17 protein-coding genes are annotated in these 24,121 nt (G+C 71.5%); 3 read left to right on the top strand and 14 right to left on the bottom strand.

What is annotated here, in order from left to right; translation table 11 throughout:
* Positions 1-458: 458 nt before the first annotated feature.
* Complete coding sequence (locus tag QFW80_RS12565; protein ID WP_280602321.1) at positions 459-1,160, bottom strand: hypothetical protein; 702 nt, start codon at positions 1,158-1,160, stop codon at positions 459-461.
* Positions 1,161-1,260: 100 nt separating this feature from the next.
* Entirely contained in the window at positions 1,261-3,168 is a 1,908-nt protein-coding gene (locus QFW80_RS12560) for an ABC-F family ATP-binding cassette domain-containing protein (protein WP_280602320.1), read from the bottom strand.
* 153 nt (positions 3,169-3,321) lie between these two features.
* Between QFW80_RS12560 and QFW80_RS12555 the strand changes: the two genes are divergently transcribed.
* Both QFW80_RS12555 and ybaL read left to right on the top strand, forming a co-directional pair.
* On the top strand, positions 3,322-5,727 hold the full coding sequence (locus tag QFW80_RS12555) for a TonB-dependent receptor plug domain-containing protein (RefSeq protein ID WP_280602319.1): 2,406 nt from the start codon (positions 3,322-3,324) through the stop codon (positions 5,725-5,727).
* A gap of 145 nt (positions 5,728-5,872) precedes the next feature.
* On the top strand, positions 5,873-7,630 hold the full coding sequence (gene ybaL, locus QFW80_RS12550; protein WP_280602318.1) for a YbaL family putative K(+) efflux transporter: 1,758 nt from the start codon (positions 5,873-5,875) through the stop codon (positions 7,628-7,630).
* 211 nt (positions 7,631-7,841) lie between these two features.
* Here the strand turns inward: ybaL and QFW80_RS12545 are convergent, their stop codons facing one another.
* From QFW80_RS12545 to rluD, 8 genes are all read right to left on the bottom strand, one after another.
* Complete coding sequence (locus QFW80_RS12545) at positions 7,842-9,137, bottom strand: O-acetylhomoserine aminocarboxypropyltransferase/cysteine synthase family protein (protein WP_280602317.1); 1,296 nt, start codon at positions 9,135-9,137, stop codon at positions 7,842-7,844.
* 433 nt (positions 9,138-9,570) lie between these two features.
* Positions 9,571-12,153 (bottom strand): ATP-dependent chaperone ClpB, encoded by a 2,583-nt coding sequence (gene clpB / locus QFW80_RS12540; RefSeq protein ID WP_280602316.1) that lies wholly within the window; start codon positions 12,151-12,153, stop codon positions 9,571-9,573.
* Between the two features lie 210 nt (positions 12,154-12,363).
* Entirely contained in the window at positions 12,364-12,816 is a 453-nt protein-coding gene (locus QFW80_RS17595) for a thiol-disulfide oxidoreductase DCC family protein (protein WP_425603577.1), read from the bottom strand.
* Positions 12,798-13,328, bottom strand: coding sequence for a DUF4166 domain-containing protein (locus QFW80_RS17590; RefSeq protein ID WP_425603574.1), 531 nt, complete (start codon positions 13,326-13,328; stop codon positions 12,798-12,800). Before QFW80_RS17590 ends, QFW80_RS17595 begins: the two co-directional genes overlap by 19 nt.
* 79 nt (positions 13,329-13,407) lie before the next feature.
* Positions 13,408-15,018: a hypothetical protein gene (locus QFW80_RS12530; protein WP_280602315.1), complete on the bottom strand. Its 1,611-nt coding sequence runs from the start codon at positions 15,016-15,018 to the stop codon at positions 13,408-13,410.
* Positions 15,019-15,076: 58 nt separating this feature from the next.
* Entirely contained in the window at positions 15,077-17,359 is a 2,283-nt protein-coding gene (locus QFW80_RS12525) for a TonB-dependent receptor (protein ID WP_280602314.1), read from the bottom strand.
* A gap of 291 nt (positions 17,360-17,650) precedes the next feature.
* Entirely contained in the window at positions 17,651-18,529 is an 879-nt protein-coding gene (gene pgeF, locus QFW80_RS12520) for a peptidoglycan editing factor PgeF (protein ID WP_280602313.1), read from the bottom strand.
* On the bottom strand, positions 18,526-19,521 hold the full coding sequence (gene rluD, locus QFW80_RS12515; RefSeq protein WP_280602312.1) for a 23S rRNA pseudouridine(1911/1915/1917) synthase RluD: 996 nt from the start codon (positions 19,519-19,521) through the stop codon (positions 18,526-18,528). Before rluD ends, pgeF begins: the two co-directional genes overlap by 4 nt.
* Before the next feature lie 86 nt (positions 19,522-19,607).
* Here rluD and QFW80_RS12510 point away from each other — a divergent pair, with 86 nt between their 5' ends.
* Positions 19,608-20,477 (top strand): outer membrane protein assembly factor BamD, encoded by an 870-nt coding sequence (locus QFW80_RS12510; RefSeq protein ID WP_280602311.1) that lies wholly within the window; start codon positions 19,608-19,610, stop codon positions 20,475-20,477.
* A 257-nt stretch (positions 20,478-20,734) separates the two neighbouring features.
* Here the strand turns inward: QFW80_RS12510 and QFW80_RS12505 are convergent, their stop codons facing one another.
* The 4 genes from QFW80_RS12505 to QFW80_RS12490 form a co-directional block, all read right to left on the bottom strand.
* The gene (locus QFW80_RS12505) at positions 20,735-21,649 is read right to left on the bottom strand and encodes a vitamin K epoxide reductase family protein (RefSeq protein WP_280602310.1); all 915 of its coding nucleotides are present in this window, start codon (positions 21,647-21,649) and stop codon (positions 20,735-20,737) included.
* Positions 21,650-21,758: 109 nt separating this feature from the next.
* Positions 21,759-23,396 (bottom strand): NAD+ synthase, encoded by a 1,638-nt coding sequence (locus tag QFW80_RS12500; protein WP_280602309.1) that lies wholly within the window; start codon positions 23,394-23,396, stop codon positions 21,759-21,761.
* Between the two features lies 1 nt (position 23,397).
* Complete coding sequence (locus QFW80_RS12495) at positions 23,398-23,718, bottom strand: CcdB family protein (protein WP_280602308.1); 321 nt, start codon at positions 23,716-23,718, stop codon at positions 23,398-23,400.
* Positions 23,718-23,966, bottom strand: coding sequence for a type II toxin-antitoxin system CcdA family antitoxin (locus QFW80_RS12490; protein ID WP_280602307.1), 249 nt, complete (start codon positions 23,964-23,966; stop codon positions 23,718-23,720). Before QFW80_RS12490 ends, QFW80_RS12495 begins: the two co-directional genes overlap by 1 nt.
* Between the last annotated feature and the right edge of the window lie 155 nt (positions 23,967-24,121).

The following is a 24,121-nucleotide window of genomic DNA, read 5'->3' as shown; positions in this document are numbered from 1 at the left end:
GGACTCGGCCCTCCATCCGCCGGGTGCGGCATACCGGCGCGTAGCCCGGATAAGGCCGCAGGCCGCATCCGGGGGATCGGATCGCATCGTCGGCAGGGCGACACGTGCATGGCGCCCCGGATGCGCTTCGCTTATCCGGGCTACGCACCTGCACCTTGGAGAGGCTGATCGCGGACGCTCCGGAAAGAGAGTCGCCGCGTCCGGACGAGCGTCGCGCCGGAGCGTCGCCCGGACGAGGCCGAGGGCCGCAGCATCCGGGATCGGATTCCATCGTCGGCACCGCGACACGTGCGTTGCGTCCCGGACGCGCTTCGCTTATCCGGGCGACGTGCGGCAGAGGGCCGGATCCCTGCGCGCAATCGCAGGCCGCACGCACCCTCACACCCTCACACCCTCACACCCTCACACCCTCACACCCTCACACCCTCGCGCCGGCGCGGTGGGGCGCGCCGGGCGGATCAGCCGCCGGGCGACGGCTCCGACGGCGACTCGCTGCCCCAGGGCGCAGGCGGCAGGTCCACCGGGTTGGCGAGGTCGAACTCCACCTGGAACAGGCGGCCGCCCGGCCGCGAGAGTTCGTAGAGGAAGCGCTTGCCCGGTTCGATCTCCATCGCCCAGGTGTTGGTGACCGAGGCCTCGAGCCCCTCGCGTTCGAACAGGGCGACCGATTCGGCGTCCACCGGGAACTCCTGCCGCACCGCCGTGCCCGCGGACCTGCTTTCGCCGCCGTACATCGTCACCGGATCGGGGCTGCCGTCCGCGTGGCGATGGTCGTGCTTCAGCCGCAGGCCGGGGCCGACCCGGGTCAGCACCCAGGTGCGCGAGTGGTCGTCGCCGACGTGGAACGGCACCCGCAGCTCGCGCGTCGGCGCATCGCAGCCGCGCACGTGCATCACCAGGCGCTGGCCTTCGAAGGCGTCGGGCGTGGCGGGCGGCGGCTCGTTGGCGACGATGCGTCCGGCGAACGCCTGTCCGCAGTGCCGCGCCAGCGCGGCCATGAACGCATCCGCAGGCACGGCGGCGGCGGTGAAGCCCTCGGCCGCGGCGTCCGCCTGGGCGGCGGCATTGGCACCGCGGTCGTCGGTGTCGTTGATGCGGATGCAGGCGCTCAGCGCGACCGCGAGCGTGGCGAGTGCGAACAGGCGGGGTAGACGGGTCATGCCCGCACCCTAACCGCGGCGGCGCGCGTGCGGCAACCGCCGGGAGTCATGCTTTGGTCGCAGTGCGCGACCGTACCGGCACGCTGCCGCGCGCTGCGCCTCAGCCGTAGAGCGCGAGCAGTTCGGACTCGGCCTCGTCCAGCTGCGCCTGCAGCCGCGCCTGCTGCTGGCCGAGGCTGGCCGCCTTCGCGCCATCGGCGTAGGTGTCCGGATCCGCGAGCGCGGACGCGATGTCCGCCAGCGCCGCCTCCAGCTCGGCCACCCGCGCCTCGGCCTTGCCCAGGCGGTGCGGGTTGACCCGGACCGCGGGCTTGGCCGGCGCAGGGGCTGCAGGCGGCGCGTCCACCGCCTTCGGCATCGCAGGCGCGCGCGCCTGCTCGTTGGCCGGACGCGATCGCAGCCAGGCGGCGTATTCGTCCAGGTCGCCGTCGAAGGGCTTGACCACGCCGTCCGACACGCGCCAGAAGCTGTCGCTGACCAGGCCGATCAGGTGGCGGTCGTGCGAGACCAGCACGATCGCGCCGTCGAAATCGGACAGCGCCTCGGCGAGCGCCTCGCGCATGTCGAGGTCGAGATGGTTGGTGGGTTCGTCGAGCAGCAGCACGTTCGGCTGCTTCCACGCGATCAGCGCCAGCGCCAGGCGGGCGCGCTCGCCGCCGGAGAAGCCGTCGATGCTCTCGAACGCGCGGTCGCCGGGGAAATACCACTTGCCGAGGAAATCGCGGAAGGCCTGGGTGGGCGAATCGGGCGAGAGCTCGCGCAGGTGGTCGATCGGCGAGGTGCCGGCGACCAGCGATTCCACGGTGTGCTGGGCGAAATAGCCGATGCGCAGGTCCGGATGCGCGTAGCGCTCGCCGTCGAGCAGCGGCAGCTCGCCCACCAGGGTCTTGACCAGGGTCGACTTGCCCGCGCCGTTGGGGCCGAGCAGGCCGATGCGGTCGCCGGCCTCGAGGCCGAAGCCGACGCTGGACAGGATGTGCACCGCGCCCTGCCCTCCCCCGTCCGCCCTTCGGGCACCTTCCCCCGCGGGTTGGGGCAGGACATAGCCGCACTCGCCGTGGTTGATGCGCAGCAGCGCGTGCGGCAGCTTCGCCGGCTGCGGGAACTCGATCCGGAACTCGCGCTCGGCGCGCACCGCCTCGGTGCCGGCCAGCTTGGCCAGCCGCTTCATCCGGCTCTGGGCCTGGCGCGCCTTGCTGGCCTTGGCCTTGAAGCGGTCGATGAACTTCTGCAGGTGCGCGCGCTCGGCCTGCTCCTTCTCGTGCGCGATCTGCTGCTGGCGCAGGTGCTCGGCGCGCTGGCGCTCGAACGCGGTGTAGTCGCCGACGTACAGCTTGGCCCGGCCGTCGTTCAGGTGCAGGGTGTGGGTGCACACGCCATCGAGGAATTCGCGGTCGTGCGAGATCAGCAGCAGCGTGCCGGGGTACTTCAGCAGCCACTGTTCCAGCCACAGCACCGCGTCCAGGTCGAGGTGGTTGGTGGGCTCGTCGAGCAGCAGCAGGTCGCTGGGCTTCATCAGCGCGCGGGCCAGGTTCAGGCGCACGCGCCAGCCGCCGGAGAATGAACTCACCGGGCGCCGATGGGTCTCGGCCGGGAACCCCAGCCCGTGCAGCAGCTTGCCGGCGCGCGCCTCGGCGTCGTACCCGTTGAGCTCGGCCAGCCGCTGGTGCGCCGTGGCCACCGCTTCCCAGTCCTCGCGCGCGTTGGCCTCGGCCTCGGCGCGGATCACCGCGGCCAGCTCGACGTCGCCGCCGAGCACGAACTCGATCGCGGCATCGGGCAGCGAGGGCGTTTCCTGGGCGACGCTGGCGATGCGCACCCGGCCGGGCACGTCGACGTCGCCGCGGTCGGGCTCGACCTCGCCGCGGATGGTCGCGAACAGGCTGGACTTGCCGGTGCCGTTGCGCCCGACCACGCCCACGCGCCAGCCGGCGTGCATCGCCAGGTCGACGTCGGACAGCAGCAGGCGCTCGCCCCGGCGCAGGGCGAAATTGCGGAAAGCGATCATGGGGCGCGGATTCTACCGGACCGCGTTCGAACCGGACCGCGGCCGCTTGCGGCACCGCTCATGCCGCACCGACATGAGCAGATGGCCAGCCGCGTTTTGTCGGATACGTGAAGGCGCGGTTAAATGGACCGCCCAACTCCCCCGGAAACGCCCATGACCCGCCATCCCCTGTCCGCGGCCGTGCTGGCCTCGCTGGCGACGCTGGCCTCGATCCACGCGTCCGTGCAGGCGCAGGACGCCGCACCGGCCTCGGCCAACACCCTCGACACCGTCATCGTCACCGGCACGCGCGTGTCCGACCGCACCGTCGCCGAATCGCAGTCGCCGATCGACATCATCAGCAGCGAAGCGCTGCAGGCCACTGGCACGACCGAACTGGCCACCGCGCTGGCGCGCGCCCTGCCCTCGCTGAACTTCCCGCGCCCGGCGCTCACCGACGGCACCTCGGCGATCCGGCCCGCGCAGCTGCGCGGCCTGGCGCCCGACCAGGTGCTGGTGCTGGTGAACGGCAAGCGCCGGCACACCTCGTCCCTGCTCAACCTCAACGGCACCATCGGCCGCGGCTCGGCGCCGGTCGACCTCAACACCATCCCGGTGTCGGCCATCGACCGGGTCGAGGTGCTGCGCGACGGCGCCTCGGCGCAGTACGGCTCGGACGCGATCGCGGGCGTGGTCAACGTGGTGCTCAAGGGCGCACGCGAGGGCGGCAGCCTGCTGGTGCAGCACGGCCGGTACTCGGCCGGCGACGGCGCGCAGTCGCAGATCGCCGGCGACAGCGGCCTGGCGCTGGGCGAGGATCGCGGCTTCCTGCATCTCTCCGCACAGCTCGGCCAGCAGGACGCAACCAACCGCGCCCGGCCCTTCGCCGGCACGCCAGGTCCGACCCAGCCGGCGCTGGGCCAGAAGGCCTTCGTGATCGGCGAGCCCGAGGTGGATGCCGGCGCGGTCGGCCTCAACCTCGACTACGCCCTCACCGATTCCCTGTCGCTGTACGCCTTCGGCACCGCCAGCAACCGCGACATCACCTCGTTCGCCTTCTTCCGCGCGCCGGGCAACCCGACCCAGAACATCCCGTCGATCTACCCGGATGGCTTCCTGCCCGAGATCAACAACGTCTCGAAGGACCGCTCGCTGGTCGCCGGCATCAAGGGATTCACCGCCAGCGGCTGGAACTGGGACCTGAGCCTGAACCATGGCTACAACCACCTGGAGTTCCATACCCGTAACACGCTCAATGCCAGCCTCGGCGCGGACTCGCCGACCTCGTTCTACGACGGCGCGCTGGAAACCACCCAGAACATCGCCAACTTCGACGTCAGCCGCCAGCTCGACTGGGGTCTGGCGTATCCGGCCACGCTCTCGATCGGGCTCGAGGCGCGCAACGAGAAGTGGAACCAGTCGCCGGGCGAGTACGGGTCGTACGCCGATGCCGGCCAGGGGCCCGCGGGTGCGCCGGGCGGCGCCCAGGGCTTCGGCGGATTCGCGCCGGAGGTGTCGGGCGCCTACGACCGCGACAGCTACTCGGCCTACGCCGGCCTGGAGGCCGACGTCACCGAGCGGTTCTCCGGCGGCATCGCCGCGCGCTACGAGGACTACGACGACTTCGGCAGCCAGGCCTCGGGCAAGGTGTCGGCGCGCTACGCCTTCAGCGACGCGGTGGCCCTGCGCGGCACCGTGGCGTCCGGCTTCCGCGCCCCGTCGCTGGCCCAGCAGTATTTCCAGACCGTGAGCACCGTGTTCCTGCCCGGCGTGGCGACGCCGTTCGAGATCCGCACCTTCCCCGCGAGCAGCGCGGTGGCGCAGGCCTTCGGCGCCGAGCCCCTTCAGCCGGAGGAATCGCTGTCCTACAGCCTGGGCCTGGTGCTGCAGCCGGCCGACGGCCTGTACGTGACGGTCGACGCTTACCAGATCGACGTCGACGACCGGATCGCGCTGTCGTCCAACCTCACCGGCGATGCGGTGCGCGCGCTGCTCGAATCGCGCGGCATCTTCGGCGTCAACGGCGGCCGCTACTTCACCAACGCCATCGACACCCGCACCCGCGGCGTGGACGTGGTCGGGACCTGGCGGGTGCCGCTCGAAGCCGGCACGCTGGACCTCACCGGCGGCTACAACCACACCAAGACCGAGATCACGCGCATCGCCCCGAATCCCGAGGAGCTCGAGCAGAGCGGCTTGGACCTGGAACGCATCGACCGGGTCGAGGCGGGGCGGATCGAAGCGGGTTTCCCGCGCAACAAGCTGCTGCTGGGCGGCACCTGGACCGGGCAGCGCTGGTCGTTCACCGCCACCACCACCCGCTACGGCAGCGTGCGCACCACGCCCAACAACCCGGCCCTGGACCAGCGCTACGGCGCCGAATGGCTGCTCGACCTGTCGGCCAGCTACCGTCCCGCGGATCGCTGGACGCTGACGGTGGGCGCGGACAACGTGCTGGACGCGTATCCGGACGAGAACAGCTTCGGCAACTCGACCAACGGGCAGTTCCCGTACAGCAACCTCTCGCCGTTCGGCTTCGGCGGCGCATTCGCGTACGGGCGCATCGGCTACCGCTGGTGAGCGCTTCCGGTCGCGGCGCGGCAATGTCCGCGCCGCGAACCGGCGAAGTGCAGGCATCGCGCGCGCGGACTGCGCGCGCATTTGATCGCTCCTGCGCGATCCGCCAAACTGCGTTCCCGGAAGACTCGAGCTGCCGCGAGCCTCGATGCACCATGACACCGACCTGATCAACATCGTCGCAGTCGGCCTGGCCGTGGCATTCGTGCTCGGCGCGCTGGCCAACCGGCTGCGCATGTCTCCGCTGGTCGGCTACCTCGTCGCCGGTGTCATCGTCGGGCCGTTCACCCCGGGCTTCGTCGCCGACCAGGACCTGGCCAACCAGCTGGCCGAACTCGGCGTGATGCTGCTGATGTTCGGCGTCGGCCTGCACTTCTCGCTCAAGGACCTGCTCGAGGTCAAGGCGATCGCCATCCCCGGCGCGGTCGCCCAGATCGCGGTGGCGACGGCGCTGGGGTGGCTGCTGGCCTGGGGCATGGGCTGGTCGCCGATCAACGGCTTCGTGTTCGGGCTGGCGCTGTCGGTGGCCAGTACCGTGGTGCTGCTGCGGGCGATGGAGGAACGACGCCTGCTCGATACCCGCCGCGGCCGCATCGCGGTGGGCTGGCTGATCGTCGAGGACCTGGCGATGGTGCTGGCGCTGGTGCTGTTGCCGGCGCTGGCGTCGGTGATCGCCGAAAGCGAGACCCTGGCCGACGGCGGCACCCTGCGCAGCATGGCCGGCACGATCGCCGTCGCGCTGGCCAAGACCCTGGTGCAGGTGGCGCTGTTCGTGGCGGTGATGCTGGTGGTCGGCCGCCGGGTGATCCCGTGGACGCTGGAGAAGATCGCGGGCACCGGTTCGCGCGAACTGTTCACGCTCTCGGTGCTGGCGATCGCGCTGGGCGTGGCGTTCGGCTCGGCGGTGCTGTTCGGGGTCTCGTTTGCGCTCGGCGCGTTCTTCGCCGGCATGCTGCTCAACGAGTCGGAGCTGAGCCAGAAGGCCGCCAGCGACTCGCTGCCGCTGCGCGACGCGTTCGCGGTGCTGTTCTTCGTTTCTGTGGGGATGCTGTTCGATCCGATGATCCTGGTCGAGCACCCGTGGCAGGTGCTGGCGACCTTCCTGATCATCGTGGTGGGCAAGTCGCTGGCGGCGTACGGGATCGTGCGGATGTTCCGCCATCCCAAAGGCACGGCGCTGACGATCTCGGTGAGCCTGGCGCAGATCGGCGAGTTCTCCTTCATCCTCGCCAGCCTGGGCGTGGCCTTGGACCTGCTGCCGGCCACCGGGCGCGACCTGATCCTCGCCGGCGCCCTGCTGTCGATCGTGGTCAACCCGCTGCTGTTCGCCTGGCTGTCCCGCCGGCAGGCGCGCATCGACGCCGAGGCCGCCCGCCTGGCCGAGGCGGAGCATCCACCCGAGCCGCCGCCCGTGCCCGCCGACCTGTCCGGGCACGCGATCCTGGTCGGCTACGGCCGCGTCGGCAGCCAGCTGGCCGAACTGCTTCAGCAGCGCGGCGTGCCGCTGGTGGTGATCGAGGACGACGGCGACCTGGTCGCGCAGGCGCGCGCACGCGGCCTGTACGCGGTGCGCGGCAATGCCGCCTCCGAACCGGTGATGCTGGACGCCGCGCCGGAGCGGGCGAAGATGGCGATCTTCGCCATCCCGCAGGCGCTGGAAGCGGGCGAGACCATCGAACGGATGAAGGCGCTCAACCCGACCATCACCGTGCTGGCGCGCGCGCACAGCGACGCCGAGGTCAAGCACCTGCTCGAACACGGCGCCGACGGCGCGGTGCTGGCCGAGCGCGAACTGGCGTTCTCGCTGGCGGAGATGGTGATGTCGACCCCGCCCTACCGGCCCGCGCGCAAAGGTGCCGACGACGACCGCGCGCCGCCGAGCGCGCCCGCGCCCGCGGCGGCCTGAGGCGCTGCCGCACCCACCCGCAGCGCATCCTGCGTGTTGACGGTCTGGACGCAGACGATCCCGACGCTCGAATGGGGCCGGTGGCGCCCTCCATCCGGGCGGCGCCGGCACCGCGTCGCCTGCGCCGGAATGATCGTTCCGGCGCGACGCGCGTGCTCGCGTTCTGCAACCGCGATGCGCGTGCCGGACGCGCCGCAATGCACGCGTCGGATCAGGCGGCCGCCAGCGCCTGCTCCAGGTCCGCGACCAGGTCGTCGAGGTGCTCGATGCCGATGCACAGGCGCACCGTGTCCTCGCTGACGCCGGCTTGCGCCAGCTCGTCGGGCGACAGCTGGCGATGCGTGGTCGAGGCCGGATGCGTGGCCAGCGAGCGGGTGTCGCCGATGTTGACCAGGCGCGTGAACAGCCCCAGCGCATCGAGGAACCGCGCACCTGCCTCGCGTCCACCCGGCAGGCCGAAGGTGAACAGGCCCGAGGCGCCCCCGTCGCGCAGGTACTTCCGCGCCAGCGCGTGTTCGGGATGGTCCGGCAGGCCTGCGTAGTTCACCCAGGCCACCTTCGGATGGGCCTGCAGGTACTTCGCGACCGCCAGCGTGTTGGCGTTGATGCGGTCCATCCGCAGCGCCAGCGTCTCGATCCCCTGCAGGATCAGGAACGCGTTGAACGGCGACAGCGCCGCGCCGGTGTTGCGCAGCGGTACCACGCGCGCACGGCCGATGAACGCGGCCGGGCCGAGCGCTTCGGTGTAGACCACGCCGTGGTAACTGACATCCGGCTCGTTGAGGCGGCGGAAGCGCGCCTTGTGCTCGGCCCAGGGGAAGCGCCCGGAATCGACGATCGCCCCGCCGATGCTGTTGCCGTGGCCGCCGAGGTACTTGGTCAGCGAATGCACCACGATGTCGGCGCCGAAGTCGATCGGGCGCAGCAGGTAGGGCGTGGCCACCGTGTTGTCGACGATCAGCGGCACGCCGTGCGCGTGCGCGACCTTCGCCACCGCCTCGATGTCGGTGATGTTGCCCAGCGGGTTGCCGATCGACTCGACGAACACCGCTTTCGTGCGTTCGTCGATCAGCCTGCCGAAGGAATCCGGGTCGCGGTGGTCGGCGAAGCGGGTCTCGATCCCGAACTGCGGCAGGGTGTGCGCGAACAGGTTGTAGGTGCCGCCGTACAGTGCCGCGGAGGAGACGATGTTGTCGCCGGCTTCGGCGATGGTCTGGATCGCGTAGGTGATCGCGGCCTGCCCCGACGCCAGCGCCAGCGCCGCGATGCCGCCTTCGAGCGCCGCCACGCGCTGCTCCAGCACGTCGGTGGTCGGATTCATGATCCGGGTGTAGATGTTGCCCTGGACCTTGAGGTCGAACAGGTCCGCCGCGTGCTGGGTGCTGTCGAAGGCGTAGGCCACGGTCTGGTAGATCGGCACGGCGACCGAGCGCGTGGTGGGATCGGGCGTGTAGCCGCCGTGGACGGCGATGGTCTCGGGCTTCCAGTTCGGGTTCTGGTCGGGCATCGGTCGGCTCGCTGGGTGGTTGCACGTCGGCCCGCGACGATAGCCCACGCGGCCGGATCGCGGGCACATGGTTTCAGGAACAACGGTTGTCGCGGCGGCGTGCGCCGCGCGAAGGCTTCGACCGGGCGCGCCCCGGTGCGGACGCGTTGCACCCCGATGCGGCTGCGTTCCGGATGGATTGCGCCCCGGATGCGCTGCGCTTGTCCGGGCTACGACGCACGGCGAGGGGCGGCGTAGCCCGGATAAGGCCATCGGCCGCATCCGGGGTGGGATGCGGCCGATGGTCATGCAACGCGGCTCGCTTCGAGCGGGCGCGCCTCGTTACGGACGCATTGCGTCCCGGATGCGCTGCGCTTATCCGGGCTACGAAGCACGGCGAGACGCGTCGCCCGGATGAGGCCAACGGCCGCATCCGGGGTGGCTGCGCCCGGCGTCAGCCGGCGACGAACACCAGGTGCCCGCCCTCGGCGTCCACGCGCACCGTGTCGCCGTTGCCGAATGCGCCCGACAGGATCTTCTGCGCCAGCGGGTTTTCCAGCTGCTGCTGGATCGCGCGCTTGAGCGGGCGGGCGCCGTAGACCGGGTCGAAGCCGACGTTGCCGAGCAGGTCGAAGGCCTTGTCGGACACCTCGATGCGGATGCCGCGTTCGCCCAGGCGCTTCTCCAGTCCGCGCAGCTGGATCCGCGCGATCGACCGGATCTGCGCCTTGTCCAGCGGATGGAATACCACGATGTCGTCCAGCCGGTTGATGAACTCGGGCCGGAAGTGCGCCTGCACCACGCCCATCACCGCCGCCTTCATCTGGGTGTAGCTCTCTGGCGTGTCGCCCGACAGCTCCTGGATCATCTGGCTGCCAAGGTTCGACGTCATCACGATCACGGTGTTGCGGAAATCCACCGTGCGCCCCTGGCCATCGGTCAGGCGGCCATCGTCGAGCACCTGCAGCAGGATGTTGAACACGTCCGGATGCGCCTTCTCGACCTCGTCGAGCAGGATCACGCTGTACGGGCGCCGGCGCACGGCCTCGGTCAGGTAGCCGCCCTCCTCGTAGCCGACGTAGCCCGGAGGCGCGCCGACCAGGCGCGAGACGGCGTGCTTCTCCATGAACTCGCTCATGTCGATGCGCACCATCGCGTCGCTGGAGTCGAACAGGAACTCGGCCAGCGCCTTGCACAGCTCGGTCTTGCCCACGCCGGTGGGGCCCAGGAACAGGAACGAACCGCTCGGACGGTTGGGATCGCTCAGCCCCGCGCGCGAACGCCGCACCGCGTCGGACACGACCTTGATCGCCTCGTCCTGGCCGACCACGCGGCCGTGCAGCGCATCCTCCATCTTCAGCAGCTTCTCGCGCTCGCCCTCGAGCATCTTGGACACCGGGATCCCGGTCCAGCGCGCGACGACCTCGGCGATCTCCTCGGCAGTCACCCGGTCCTGCAGCAGCTTGAAATCCTTGGTCTCGGCTTCCTGCGCGGCAGCCAGCTGCTTCTCCAGCGCCGGCAGCGTGCCGTACTGGATCTCGCTCATCTTCGCGTAGTCCTGGCGGCGCTGCGCCGATTCGAGTTCGAGCTTGGCGGCCTCGATCTGCTCCTTGATCCGGGTGGCGCCCTGCACCATCGCCTTCTCGGCCTTCCAGATCTCCTCGAGGTCGTTGTACTCGCGCTCCAGTGACTCGATCTCGGTCTCCAGGTCGGCCAGGCGCTGCTTCGATTCGGCGTCCTTCTCCTTCTTCAGCGCCTCGCGCTGGATCTTGAGCTGGATCAGGCGGCGCTCCTTGCGGTCGAGCTCCTCCGGCTTGGAGTCGATCTCCATGCGGATCCGCGACGCGGCCTCGTCCATCAGGTCGATGGCCTTGTCGGGCAGCTGGCGGTCGGCGATGTAGCGGTGGCTGAGCGTGGCCGCGGCGACGATCGCCGGGTCGGTGATCTCCACGCCGTGGTGCACCGCGTAGCGCTCCTTGAGGCCGCGCAGGATCGCGATGGTGTCCTCCACGCTCGGCTCGCCCACGAACACCTTCTGGAAGCGGCGCTCCAGCGCGGCGTCCTTCTCCACGTACTTGCGGTACTCGTCGAGCGTGGTCGCGCCGATACAGTGCAGCTCGCCGCGGGCGAGCGCGGGCTTGAGCATGTTGCCCGCGTCCATCGCGCCCTCAGCCTTGCCCGCGCCAACCATCGTGTGCAGCTCGTCGATGAACAGGATGATCTGGCCTTCGTTCTTGGCCAGGTCGTTGAGCACGGCCTTGAGCCGCTCCTCGAACTCGCCGCGGAACTTCGCGCCGGCGATCAGCGCGCCCATGTCCAGCGAGAGCACGCGCTTGCCGCGCAGGCCTTCGGGCACCTCGCCATTGACGATGCGCTGGGCCAGGCCCTCGACGATCGCGGTCTTGCCCACGCCGGGCTCGCCGATCAGCACCGGGTTGTTCTTGGTCCGGCGCTGCAGCACCTGCACGGTGCGACGGATCTCCTCGTCGCGGCCGATCACCGGGTCGAGCTTGCCGCTCTCGGCGCGCGCGGTGAGATCGATGGTGTATTTCTCGAGCGCCTCGCGCGCCTCCTCGGCATTCGCGTCCTTGACGCTCTCGCCGCCGCGCACGGCCTCGATCGCGGCCTCGAGTTTCTGCTTCGTGGCGCCGGCGGCCTTGAGCGCCTGGCCGGCCGGGCCGTTGTCGTCGAGCGCCGCGAGCAGGAACAGTTCGCTGGCGATGAACGCATCGCCGCGCTGCTGCGCCAGCTTGTCGGTGACGTTGAGCAGGCGCATCAGGTCGTTGCCGACCGACAGCTGGCCGGCCTGGCCAGTGACCTTCGGCAGCGCCTCCAAGGCCTCGCCCAGGCGCTCGCGCAGCACTGGCACGTTGACACCGGCCTGCGACAGCAGCGGCCGGGTGCCGCCGCCCTGCTGGTCGATCAGGGCCACCAGCAGGTGCACCGGCTCGATCATGTTGTGGTCGCGGCCGACGGCCAGCGACTGCGCGTCCTGCAGGGCCGCGGTGAAGCGCGATGTCAGCTTGTCCATGCGCATGGGAGGTGCCTCGGAACGGAGCCGGCCACGCGCCGGCGACCACCCCCAGATGCGGGCCGGCGGCCGCGGATGCAAGGGCTGCGGCCGGCGGCGCAGGCCCGCATCCGGACGCGGCGGCACTCGCGCTGCCGCGCCACGGGTCCGCGCCCGACCGGCGTCCGCGCGCTGTCCACGCCCACGCCTGCGGGGACCCTGCCCGTCCCCGCGTCGTCAGCGGTCAAGGAACCGGTGCGCGTGCCGCGGATCGGGGACGCGGCAGGCGCTGCGGACTCCGAACCAGCGATAGCGGTGGCGGGCCACGAGCCGGTATAGCCGGTCGCGCAGCGCGCGCGGCACGATCCGGCCGGCCGCGACAAGCCGCCACCCGCCACCGAGTCCCGACAGCACGCGCACGATCGCGTCGCTGTCGGTGTGCGCGCCTTCGGCGTCGATCAGCAGGAACGAGGCCGGGTCGTCCGGGTCCAGCCCGTGCGCGGCCAGCAGGCGCCGGCCGGCCTCGCCCTGCATGGCGGCGAACCGGTAGCGCCCGCGGAGATCGCGCGCCAGCAGGAAATCCACCCAGCCGTTGCACAGCTCGCACACGCCGTCGAACACGATCACGGCCGTGTCCTGCCCCTGGCGCCCGGCAGGACCGGCAGCTGCGCTCATTCCGGCGCGAGCCAGCCGTCGTAGCGGATCACCCGCCCCGCCAGCGGCAGCCGTGCCTCGACCTCGAAGCGGTAGCGGCCGTCGGCCTCGAACTCCCGACAGCGCACCCCGTCGAACAGCGCCGCCGGCAGTGGAAACAGACCGAACAGCCGCGCGCCGGCTACGGTCCACCAGATCACGCCCTCGTTGGCGTGCAGCGCGAACCGGAACTGCACCGGCCCCAGGCGCTCGCGCAGCAGCCCGCGCCGCAGCACCACGCCCGAACGCAGGTGCGCGCCGCCGAAGTCGCGCGTCCAGGTCTCGCGCCTCGGATCGCAGTCGAATTCGATCCGCAGCGGCACGTCGTCGCCGGCCTTCGGCATTCCGGCGAGCCGCGCGCACAGCCGCGCCAGCGGATTGCGGCCGCGCTCGACCCGCGCACGCCCGGCCCAGGTCTCGCGTCCGCGCACCGAATGCAGCCGGCGCACGGCATCTGGCAACCGGAAAAACGGGGCGCCGAGCGCCTGCTGGAACATGGTGGGCTGCATGCGCGGCATCGGCGGGAAGGGGCGACAGGATAGCCGTTGCCACGCCTGTCGCCGCCGTGTCGTGGCGACAGGCGCGCCGCTACGAGGGAGGGTCGGCGCGGCCCGGCTGCGGCCGCTGCAGCGACAGCGCGCCCAGCAGGACGGCGAGCGCCGCGTACGCTCCGGCGAACTGCCAGGCGATCACCGCGCGGAGTCCGTCCAGCGCCCAGGGCAGGTACACCCCGCCGCGCGGATCCACCGAATGGATCACGCCGAACAGGGTGAACGCCGCGCACAGCAGCAGCACGCCCGCGGCCGCGCGCATCCGGCCCTCGATCATCGCCACCAGCGCGGTGGCCCACAGCATCGCCGTGATGATGAAGCCGTTGCCCAGCGTGACCAGCGCGGCGAGTTCGGCCAGCCCGTGCGTCCCGGTGTCCGCGTAGAGCTGCGCGAACCGCTCCGGCGCGATCCACGCCGGATTGCCCAGCTTGATCGCCAGCAGGTACGCCAGCGAGGGCAGGAAGGCCAGCGCCACCGCCGGCGCGTGCGGCTCGGGTGTGGCGCGGAAGGCCTGCACGGTGATGCCGATGCCGACGTACACGATGATCGGCGCCAGCACCGCCAGCGGCAGCCACTGCACCAGGCCCGCGACCAGCCCCAGCATGCCGCCGATGCCGACGAACAGCCCGGTCAGCAGGGTGTAGCCGCTGCGCGCGCCCATCTGCTTGTAGGCGGGCTGGCCGATGTAGGGCGTGGTTTGCGCGACGCCGCCGCACACGCCGGCCACCAGCGTGGACAGCGCCTCGACCAGCAGCACATCGCGCGTCCGGTAGTCGTCTCCGGCCGCGCGCGCGCTTTCGCTGACGTTGATCCCGCCCACCACCATCAGCAGGCCGAACGGCAGCAGCAGCGGCAGGTAGGGCACGGTGGACCGCAGGCCCTCGATGAAGCCGGTCCCCGGCAGCGGCAGCTGCGGCGACAGGCGCACCGGTTCGGGCAGCGCGAAGCCGGGGAGGCCGAGTCCCGCCAGGCCCAGCCCGTAGTACAGCGCGGTGCCGACCAGGAAGGCGAACAGCACGCCCGGGATCCGCAGTGGCAGCGCGCCGCGCGCCACCAGCGCGTACAACAGCAGGCCGAGCGTCACCAGCCCGACCACCGGGTTGCGCAGCAGTTCCACCAGCGGCAGGAACCCGAGCAGCGTCAGCGCGGCGCCGCCGATCGACCCCAGCAGCGCGGCGCGAGGCAGCACGCGGGTGATCCAGTCGCCGGCGAAGGACAGCGCCGTCTTCAGCACGCCCATCACCACCAGCGACGCCATGCCCAGCTGCCAGGTGGCGATGCCGGCGGCCTGCGCGTCCAGCCCGTCGGCCCTGAACGCGACGAAGGCCGGGCCCAGCACCAGCAGCGCCATGCCGATGCTGGTCGGCGCGTCCAGGCCGAGCGGCATCGCGGTGACGTCGTCGCGTCCCGTGCGCCGCGCCAGCCGGCGCGCCATCCAGGTGTAGGCCAGGTTGCCGAGCAGGACCCCGAGCGCCGTGCCCGGGAACATCCGGGTGAACACCACCTCGGCCGGCACCCCGTAGAGGCCGACCAGCGCCATGGCGATGAAGCCCAGGATCGACAGGTTGTCGACCACCAGGCCGAAGAAGCCGTTGATGTCGCCCGCGACGAACCAGCGCGGGCGGCCGTGGGCCGCCGGTCGTGACATGCGCGAATCCCCCTTGAACGCGCGCCGCCTGGATCACCCGGGCGGCGCGTGCGATGGCTCAGAAGCGCGCGGTGAACTCCACGCCCAGCGTGCGCGGCTCGTTGATGAAGCCGGTGAGGTTGTTGAAGTCGATGCCGCCGACGATGCGTTCCTGGTCGGTGATGTTGCGCCCGTAGGCCGCCAGCTCGTAGTCGCCATCGCTCCACAGGTAGCCCACGCGCAGGCCACCCTCGAGCAGCGACTTGCCGGTGAACTCGATCGACTCGTACAGGAAGAAATTGACCTCGCTGCGGTACACCCAGTCGGTGAACACGAAGAACTCGCCGCTGCCCATCGGCACGCCCCAGCGCGCGGTGAGGTTGTGGGTCCACTTCGGGGCCTGCGGCAGCGGGTTGCCGTCGATCGCCGCCAGCGCGCCGACGCGCGGATCGGTGACCGTGCACGCGGCGCACACCGCCACGGCCAGGCCGGGGTCGTCGATCTCGGTGTCGTTGTAGCCGCTGCCCAGCGTCACCAGCACCGACTCGCCCAGCCACGCCTGCAGGTCGGCCTCGAAGCCGCGCCCGGTCGATTTCTCCGCGTTGAGCAGGATGTTGGCGTTGGCCGCGCCGCCCACCGCGGTCAGCTGCTGGTCCTCGACCTCGTAGTAGAACAGGCCCGCGCTCAGGCGCGCGCGGCGGTCGAACAGGTCGGCCTTGACCCCGAATTCGGCCGAGGTCGAGGTCTCCGGGCCGGCGACCGACTTGCCGTTGAACGCGCCCGCGCTCTGGATGCTGCTGCCGCGGAAGCCGGTGGCGACGCGTCCGTACAGGTTCACGTCCTCGTCGAGCGCGAACGTGGCCGAGACGTCCCAGTTGAGCTTCTTGTCCTCGGGCGAGGCCGACAGGTCGCCGTCGGGCTCCTGCGCGGCCAGCTGTTCCAGCGTGCACTTGCCGGCCAGCACGCAGGCGGCGAAGCCGGTATTCCAGTACTCCTCCACCGTCAGCCGCTTCTCGTCCACGGTGTAGCGCAGGCCCGCGCGCAGTTCGAGCGCGTCGGTGGCCTGCCAGGTGAGCGCGCCGAACACCGCCCAGGCATCGTTGGTCTGGCGGATGCGCTGGTAGCCGTCCTGCGCACTGCCCGCCAGGGTGTCGTAGCTGACGCTGTCGACCCGGTAGTCCTCCTTGAACAGGAACACGCCGGCCTGCCAGTCCAGGGCGCCGCCGTAGTCGGACTCGATGCGCAGCTCCTGGCTCCACTGCGAATGATCGGGAATGCCGTCCGCGGTCTCGGAGGCGAACGGGATCACGCCGGGCCCCGAGTCGGGCAGGAACACGGCGCCGTAGCCGCCATCGATGTCGCCGCGGTTGAACGTCTCCAGCGACTCGTAGCCGGTGATCGAATGCAGGGTGTAGTCGCCCAGCTCCCAGCGCAGGCGCGCGCTCGCGCCCTGGCTGTCGAGCTCGGAGGAGTTCAGGCCGTCCTGGGTCACCACGTCGCGGTCGAAGCCGGCGACGAAGTCGTTCGTGCCCGGCTCGATGATGTTGGCGCGGAACAGGCGCGCGGTGCCATTGAGCCGGCGCGCGTGCACGTTCAGCAGCGCCTCGAAGGCGTCGCCCTCGTACAGCAGCTGCGCGCGCGCGGCGGACTCGTCGTAGCCCTCGAAGCCGTCGTTCGGGCCCGGGTAGTCGTTGCGCACCCAGTTGTCGCGGCGCTGGTAGAGGGTCGACACGCGCGCCGACCAGCGTTCGCCCAGCGCGCCGCCGACCGCGCCCTCGAAGTTCCACATGTCGTCGCTGCCGTAGCCCAGCTGCGCGTAGCCGCCGAACTCCTGCGACGGCCGCACCGAATCGAACTTGACCACACCGGCGGGCGTGTTGCGCCCGAACAGCGAGCCCTGCGGCCCGCGCAGCACCTCGATGCGGTCGAGGTCGAACACCGGGAAGCCCTTGAGGATCGGGTTCTCCTGGACCACGTCGTCGTACACCAGCGACACCGGCTGCGAGGTGTTGAGCCGGAAATCGGTGTTGCCGTAGCCGCGGATGTAGAAGCGCGGGAAGGCGCGGCCGAACGAGGACTCGATGTTCAGGCTCGGCACCCGGCCGGACAGGAAGCGCACGTCGGTGCCGCCGGAGCCCAGCACGTCGAGCGTCTCGCCCGCCACCACGCTGATCGAGACCGGCACGTCCTGGATGTTCTCGACCCGGCGCTGCGCGGTGACTTCCAGCGCGTCGAGGGTGACCGCGTCGACGGGTTCGGGCGGGGTGGCGTCCTGCGCCTGCACGGCAAGCGGCAGGGACAGCGCGAGCGCCAGCGCGGACAGGCGCAGCGCTGGGGACCGGCGAGGCGGGGCCTGGGTCATCGGAGGGTCCTGGCGTGGGGTGGGGGGAGCGCCGTCAGATTAATGTAAAAAAGCCCGTTGCCCGACAGGTCCGCGGCCGGCCCGGAGCGGTTTTCCATCCGCCCCGACCAGGTCCAGGGGGCGTCGGTGGTCCCGCCGGTTGCCGGGAGAGGCGCCACCGCCCGCCATCGCGCAGAGGCGAGTGCCGGAGAGCGGACGTTGGCCGGGTGCGTGCGCGTCGTTCGTGGCCAGACGCGCCCTGGGCATGCGGCGCGGGGCGGTCGACCGCCGCGCCTGCCGGACGCCGTCGCCTCAGGCCTCCACTGGCGCCGGAGGCGGCTCCAGCCAGGCCAGGGTCGCGATCCGCCCGCTGCGGCCGTCGCGGCGATGGGAGAAGAAGCGCTCCGGTTCGGCCAGCGTGCACAGCTCGCCGCCGTGGATGTCCGCCGCATGCATGCCCGCGGCGACGAGCCGGCGTCGCGCCAGCGCAGGCAGATCGGCAAGCCAGTGCCCCGCGCGGGTCGGCACGAACGCGGCGGCGGCCCCGGCATCGTCCACGACGAAGGCCGCGTACACGTCGCGCCCCACTTCGTAGCGTGCCGGCCCCGCGCAGGGGCCGATCCAGGCGACCACGTTCGAAGGCGCGGTGCGCATGGCGGCCAGGGCGGCTTCCAGCATGCCGCGCGACAGTCCCGGCCAGCCGGCGTGGGCGGCGGCGAGCTCGGTGCCGTCGCGGGCCGCCAACACCACCGGCAGGCAGTCGGCGGTGAGGATCGCGAGCACCACGCCGGGGGTCGAAGTGACCGTCGCGTCGGCTTCGGGTTCGTCCGGGTCCATCGCGGCGGAGGGCTCGACGGCCCGCGCGCGCATCACGGCCGCGGCGGCCGCTTCCGCGCCGGGGGGCGGTTGGTCCGCAGGCCCCGCTGCCGCGACAGCGGGCGATTCGACCCGCAGCACCCGCGTTCCATGCACCTGCCTGAGCCAGTGCGGCCAGGATGGCAGCGCGAACCGGGCCACCAGTTCGGCGCGATTGCGCGACACCACCGCGGGGTCGTCGCCCTGCGGCCCGCGGAAGTTGCCCAGGTTGAAACGGTCGAAGGGCGGGAGCGAGTGGCCGGCGCCGTGGCGCAGCGTCGTGAACGCGCGCACGTTGGCCGGCAGCGCCGGGGATGCATCGACGCACCCGCTCACCGCCGCGCGCGCTCCGCCTCGGCGTGTTCGCGCGCATCACCGCGCAGCGCGTCCATCAGCGCGACCAGATCGTCCGGCACCGGCGCGGTGCAGCGCACCGGCTCGCCGCTGGACGGGTGCGCGAACTCGAGTGTCTCGGCATGCAGCGCCTGGCGACGGAATCCGCGCAGCGCCGCGACCAGCGACTCCGACGCGCCCTTGGGCAGCTTGAGCGGACCGCCGTACAGCGGATCGCCCACGATCGCGTGGCGGACATGCGCCATGTGCACGCGGATCTGGTGCGTGCGCCCGGTTTCGAGCCGGCATTCGAGCGCGGTGTGGGCGCGGAAGCGTTCGCGCAGGCGGTAGTGGGTGACGGCCTCGCGTCCGTCCTCGCGCACGGCCATGCGCACGCGGTCGCGCGGATGGCGGTCGATCGGCGCGTCCACGGTGCCGCCCGAGACCAGCGCGCCGGTGACCACCGCCAGGTACTGGCGATGCACGCCGCGGGCGGACAGCTGCGCCACCAGCGCGGTCTGCGCCTGCAGCGTGCGCGCCACCACCATCACCCCGGAGGTGTCCTTGTCCAGCCGGTGGACCACGCCTGCGCGCGGCAGCGACGCCAGCGACGGGTCGCGGTGCAGCAGCGCGTTGACCAGGGTGCCGTCGGCATTGCCGGCACCCGGGTGCACCACGAGCCCCGCCGGCTTGTCGATCACGATCACGTCCGCGTCCTCGTGCAGCACGCGCAGCGGGATGTCCTGCGGCTCGGCCTGCGTCTCCACCGCCAGGCGCACGGACAGTCGCACATGCTCGCCGCCGCGCACCGGATCGCGCGGCCGCACCGGCCTGCCGTCGAGCAGCACGTCGCCCTCACGGATCCAGGCGGACAGGCGCGAGCGCGAGAATTCGGGGAACAGCTCGGCCAGCACCGCGTCGAAACGGCGGCCGGCCGCGGTCTCGGGCACGCGGGCCTCGCGTTGGTCGATGGCGTCTGCGGGGGCTCGGGACATGGAAGGCTGGGGTTCAGGCGCTGCGCCCGGGTGGCCGGGGCGGGCTGGTATTATCCGCGCTTCGTGCCCTGCCTGCCCTGGTGCCCATGTCCCTCCGCCTGTCCCCGCTCCGCCGCGCGATCCTGCTGTTGCTGGTGATCGTCCTGACGACCTCCGGCTGCGCGCGGATCAAGGGCGTGTTCAAGGACGAGGACGAGAACGAGGGGGTGCCGGTGGAGGAGCTCTACGACAAGGGCCACGGGCAGATGCGCAACGGCAACTGGAGCGGCGCCACGGTCACCTACCGCCGGCTGCTGGCCCAGTATCCGTACGGCCCGTACACCGAACAGGCGCTGATGGAGACCGCGTTCGCGCAGTTCAAGATGGGCAACAACGAGGAAGCGATCTCGACCATCGACCGCTTCCTGCGCACCTATCCCACGCACAAGAACACCCCGTACATGTACTACCTGCGCGGGCTGGTGAACTCGAACCGCGACACCGTGTTCCTGCAGCGGGTGTGGAAGCTGGACGCCAGCCGCCGCGACCTGGCCACGCCCAACCAGGCGTTCTCCGACTTCAACACCCTGCTCGAGCGCTATCCCAGCAGCCGCTACGCCGACGACGCGCGCCAGCGCATGGTGGCGCTGCGCAACATGTTCGCCCGCCACGAGATCGAGACCGCGCTGTACTACCTGCGCCGCGACGCCTGGATCGCCGCCACGGAGCGCGCCACCTACCTGCTGCAGACCTATCCTCAGAGCGAGTTCCAGAACGACGCGGTCGCGGTGCTGGCGGCGGCCTACACCGAACTGGGCAACGAAACCCTCGCCGCGGACGCGCGCCGGGTGCTGGAACAGAACGAACCCGGGCACCCGTACCTGGCCGGCGACTGGCCGAACTATCCCTGGACCGTGCGCAAGCTCAACCCGTTCGCGGGCGAGCGCTCGGCGATCGACAACGACGCCCGCGACTGACCGCGCGCCGCCCTCCAGGCCATGCCAGACGCCGCCTCCGGGCGGCGTCTTCGCATCCGGCGCCCGCGAACCGCCGCTGCCGCACCCCTCACGCCCGCACATCCGCCGTAGCCCGGATAAGCGAAGCGCATCCGGGGTCGCCCTCCCCCGGCATCGCGCCCTCAGCGCGGAGCGGCCGAGTCCCAGTCGAACCCGGTCCACCCGTAGCCCGGATAAGCGAAGCGCATCCGGGACCGCCCTCTCCCGGCATCGCGCCCTCAGCGCGGAGCGGCCGAGTCCCAGTCGAACCCGGTCAACCGCGCCAGGCGTTCCGGCGAGAGCACCTCGACATGGTGCTCGCCGTCGATGATCCAGGTCGGGTAGCCGCTCACGCGCGCACTGATGCACTCGAAGGCGACCCCGCCCGTCCGCCCCTGCGGCGAGCATTCGACATACGGCAGGCGCTTGCCCGCCGCGCCGAACAGCCGCTTCTGCTCCGTGCAGTTCGGGCACCAAGAGGCGCCGTAGAAGCGCGCATCGGCCTGGGACAGGTGCTCGGCGAGTGCGCGCAGACGCGGATCCTCGCGCCGCTCCAGCAGGCCCATGGCCGACAGCTGCAGCGCCGCCACCAGGCCCAGCGCCACCAGTCCGCTGCCCAGCCACCACGTCGCCCAGGGCATGCCCGGCGCGCTGTCGGGGCGCGACACGTGCACCAGCACGAAGATCGCCAGCATCAGCGCGAGCGACAGCAGGCACCACGCGCACACGGCCTGCACCGCCACCAGCCCGGCGACGGTGAGATAGAGGCTGATCGCCATGCCCAGGAAGGACAGCCGCGACAGCCGGCGCCAGCGCGTCAGCCGCGGCGCCGGACGCCAGGCCACCCACGCGATGGCCGCGTACAGCAGCGCGCCCCAGGCCGCGATCGGCAGGCCGAGGAAACGCGACCACGCACTGGCCTGCACCAGGTCGCAGCCCGAGCCTTCGGTGCAGAACGCAGGCCCGTCGCCGGACGCGGTCCACGCCAGATAGAGGGTCGGCAGGAGGCCGGCGAGCGACAGCGCGCGCAGCGCGAGGTCCGTGCGGCCCGCCTTCGCCGAGGCCGACGGCGAAGCGGGCGTGCCCAGTGGCCGCGTCTCCGCCGCCCTGCCCTGCGCGCCCCGACGGCGCCCGACTCCACCCTTCCTGCCCATGCCGCGCCCCGTGCTGCAAACAAGCCCGCATTATGCCGTGACGTGCGACGGCGCCGCCGCGCCCCGGTCGCCACGGTCCGCCGGCGGGAGCACTCGCCCTGCGCCGCGCTCAGGCCGGGTAGCGGTTGCTGATCGGGTAGCGGCGTTCGCGGCCGAAGGCGCGGCGCGAGATCTTCGGCCCGGTGGCGGCCTGGTGGCGCTTCCACTCGCTGGTGCGCACCAGGCGCAGCACGCGGTCGACCGTGGCCGCTTCGAAGCCGGCGCCGACGATGTCGTCGCGCGACTGTTCCAGGTCCACGTAGCGGCGCAGGATCGCGTCGAGCACGTCGTAGGGCGGCAGCGAGTCCTGGTCGACCTGGTTCTCGCGCAGCTCGGCCGAAGGCGCGCGCGCGATCACGCCCGGCGGGATCACCGGCGCGCCGCCCACGGTGTTGCGCCACTTCGCCAGGCCGTAGACCTCGGTCTTGTACAGGTCCTTGATCGGCGCGTAGCCGCCGCACATGTCGCCGTAGATGGTGGCGTAACCCACGGCGTACTCGCTCTTGTTGCCGGTGGTCAGCAGCAGCCCGCCGAACTTGTTCGACAGCGCCATCAGCAGCGCGCCGCGCGCGCGCGACTGCAGGTTCTCCTCGGTGGTGTCGGGCGCGTGTCCCTCGAACGTGGTGGCCAGCGCGTCGAGGAAACCGTTGAACGGCGCCTCGATCGGCAGCGTGAGCAGGCGCACGCCCAGCGCGTCGCACTGCTCCTGCGCCAGGTCGTTCGACAGCCCGGCGGTATAGCGCGACGGCATCCGCACCGCGGTGACGTTGTCCGCGCCCAGCGCATCGACCGCCAGCGCCAGCACAATCGACGAATCGATCCCGCCCGACAGCCCCAGCCACGCCGTGGTGAAGCCGTTCTTGCCGCAGTAGTCGCGGATGCCGCGCACGATCGCGCGCCAGGCCAGCGCGTCCATGCTCTCGTCGCCGTCGTCCTGCCACACCACCGGCGCGAACTTGCGCGTGGCCGCGTCGTAGTCCACCACCAGCCACAGGTCGGCGAACGCCGACGCGGCCGGATGCACGGTGCCGTCGGCGTCGGCGACCACGGACGAGCCGTCGAACACCAGCGCGTCCTGACCACCGACCACGTTCACGTAGGCCAGCGCCGCGCCGCTTTCCTTCGCGCGCTCGGACAGCAGCGCGTCGCGCTGCGCGTGCTTGCCGCGCTCGTAGGGCGAGGCGTTGGGCACCAGCACCAGCTGCGCGCCGGCGCGGGCGGTGTCCGCCAGCGGCTCGGCGAACCACAGGTCCTCGCACACCAGCACGCCCACCGGCACGCCCTTGACCTCGACCACGCAGTTGCCGCCGTCGGGATCGACGTGGAAATAGCGGCGTTCGTCGAACACGTTGTAGTTGGGCAGCTCGCGCTTGCGGTAGGTGGCCTCGACCTTGCCGCCACGCAGCACGCTGGCGGAGTTGTACAGGATGCTGCCGGCCGACTCCGGCCAGCCGACCACCGCGACGATGCCGGTCGCGGCCTTCGCCACCTCGCGCAGCGCCGCCTCGCAGTCCTCCAGGAAGGAGGGCCGCATCAGCAGGTCTTCCGGGGGATAGCCGCTGATCGCCAGCTCCGGGAACAGCACGATGTCGGCGCCGTACTCGTCGCGCGCCTCGGCGATCATCGCCGCGATGCGACCGGTGTTCCCGCGCACGTCGCCGACCGGGAAGTCGAACTGCGCCAGGGCGATGCGGAGGGTGTCGGTCATGTCAGATTCCCGAGATCAGCAGGTCCAGCGCGGCCATGATCGTCGCCCGCTCGCCCGACAGGTCGGCCTCGGCCGCCCCCAGGTCCGCGACCTCGGTGGCGGCCAGCAGCGGAACCACCAGCACGTGCGGCTTGCCGTTGACCTCGACCACCGGCGCCAGCGAGGAGATCACGGGCGCCCGGCGGCGCGCGTTCACCGGCACCATCGGCACCACCACCCGGGTGCCGGTCTCCTCGATCAGGTCGCTCTGCACGTTGAGCAGCAGCGGATACACCCCGCGCGTGCCTTCGTCGCGATTGCGGTAGGCGGTGAACTGGTGCATCAGCGCTTGCGGAACATCGGGCTGAACACGCCGTGCTCGGCCACCCAGGCGTTGTAGCCCTCGATGGCCTCGCGGTTCTCCTCCAGCCAGCGCTGCCGCCTGCGGGCGCGCACTTCCTGCTCCAGCGCGCGCTCGAGCGTGGCCGACAGGTTGATGTCGAGCGCCTTGGCCGCGTCGAGCAGGCCCTGGTTGATACTGACGTTGGTGGCGCGCTTGCCGTAGCCGGCATAGTCTTCGCGGATGCGCATGGGATACCTCCGTCGGATGCGCATCCAGCATGCGCACCGCAGCCGTCGGTGTCAATCGGGATTGCGGCGCTGGCCGATCCGCGCGCGGCGCTGTCCGCAGGCAGAAGAAAAGGCCGCCCGGAGGCGGCCTTTGCTCGACACGATGAGGCCTGCGA

This window comes from Luteimonas rhizosphaericola (assembly GCF_029888045.1).
GTDB classification, from domain to species: Bacteria; Pseudomonadota; Gammaproteobacteria; order Xanthomonadales; family Xanthomonadaceae; genus Luteimonas; species Luteimonas rhizosphaericola.
The sequence above is the reverse complement of the archived record's forward strand: the minus strand, read 5'-3'. Positions and strand labels throughout refer to the sequence as shown.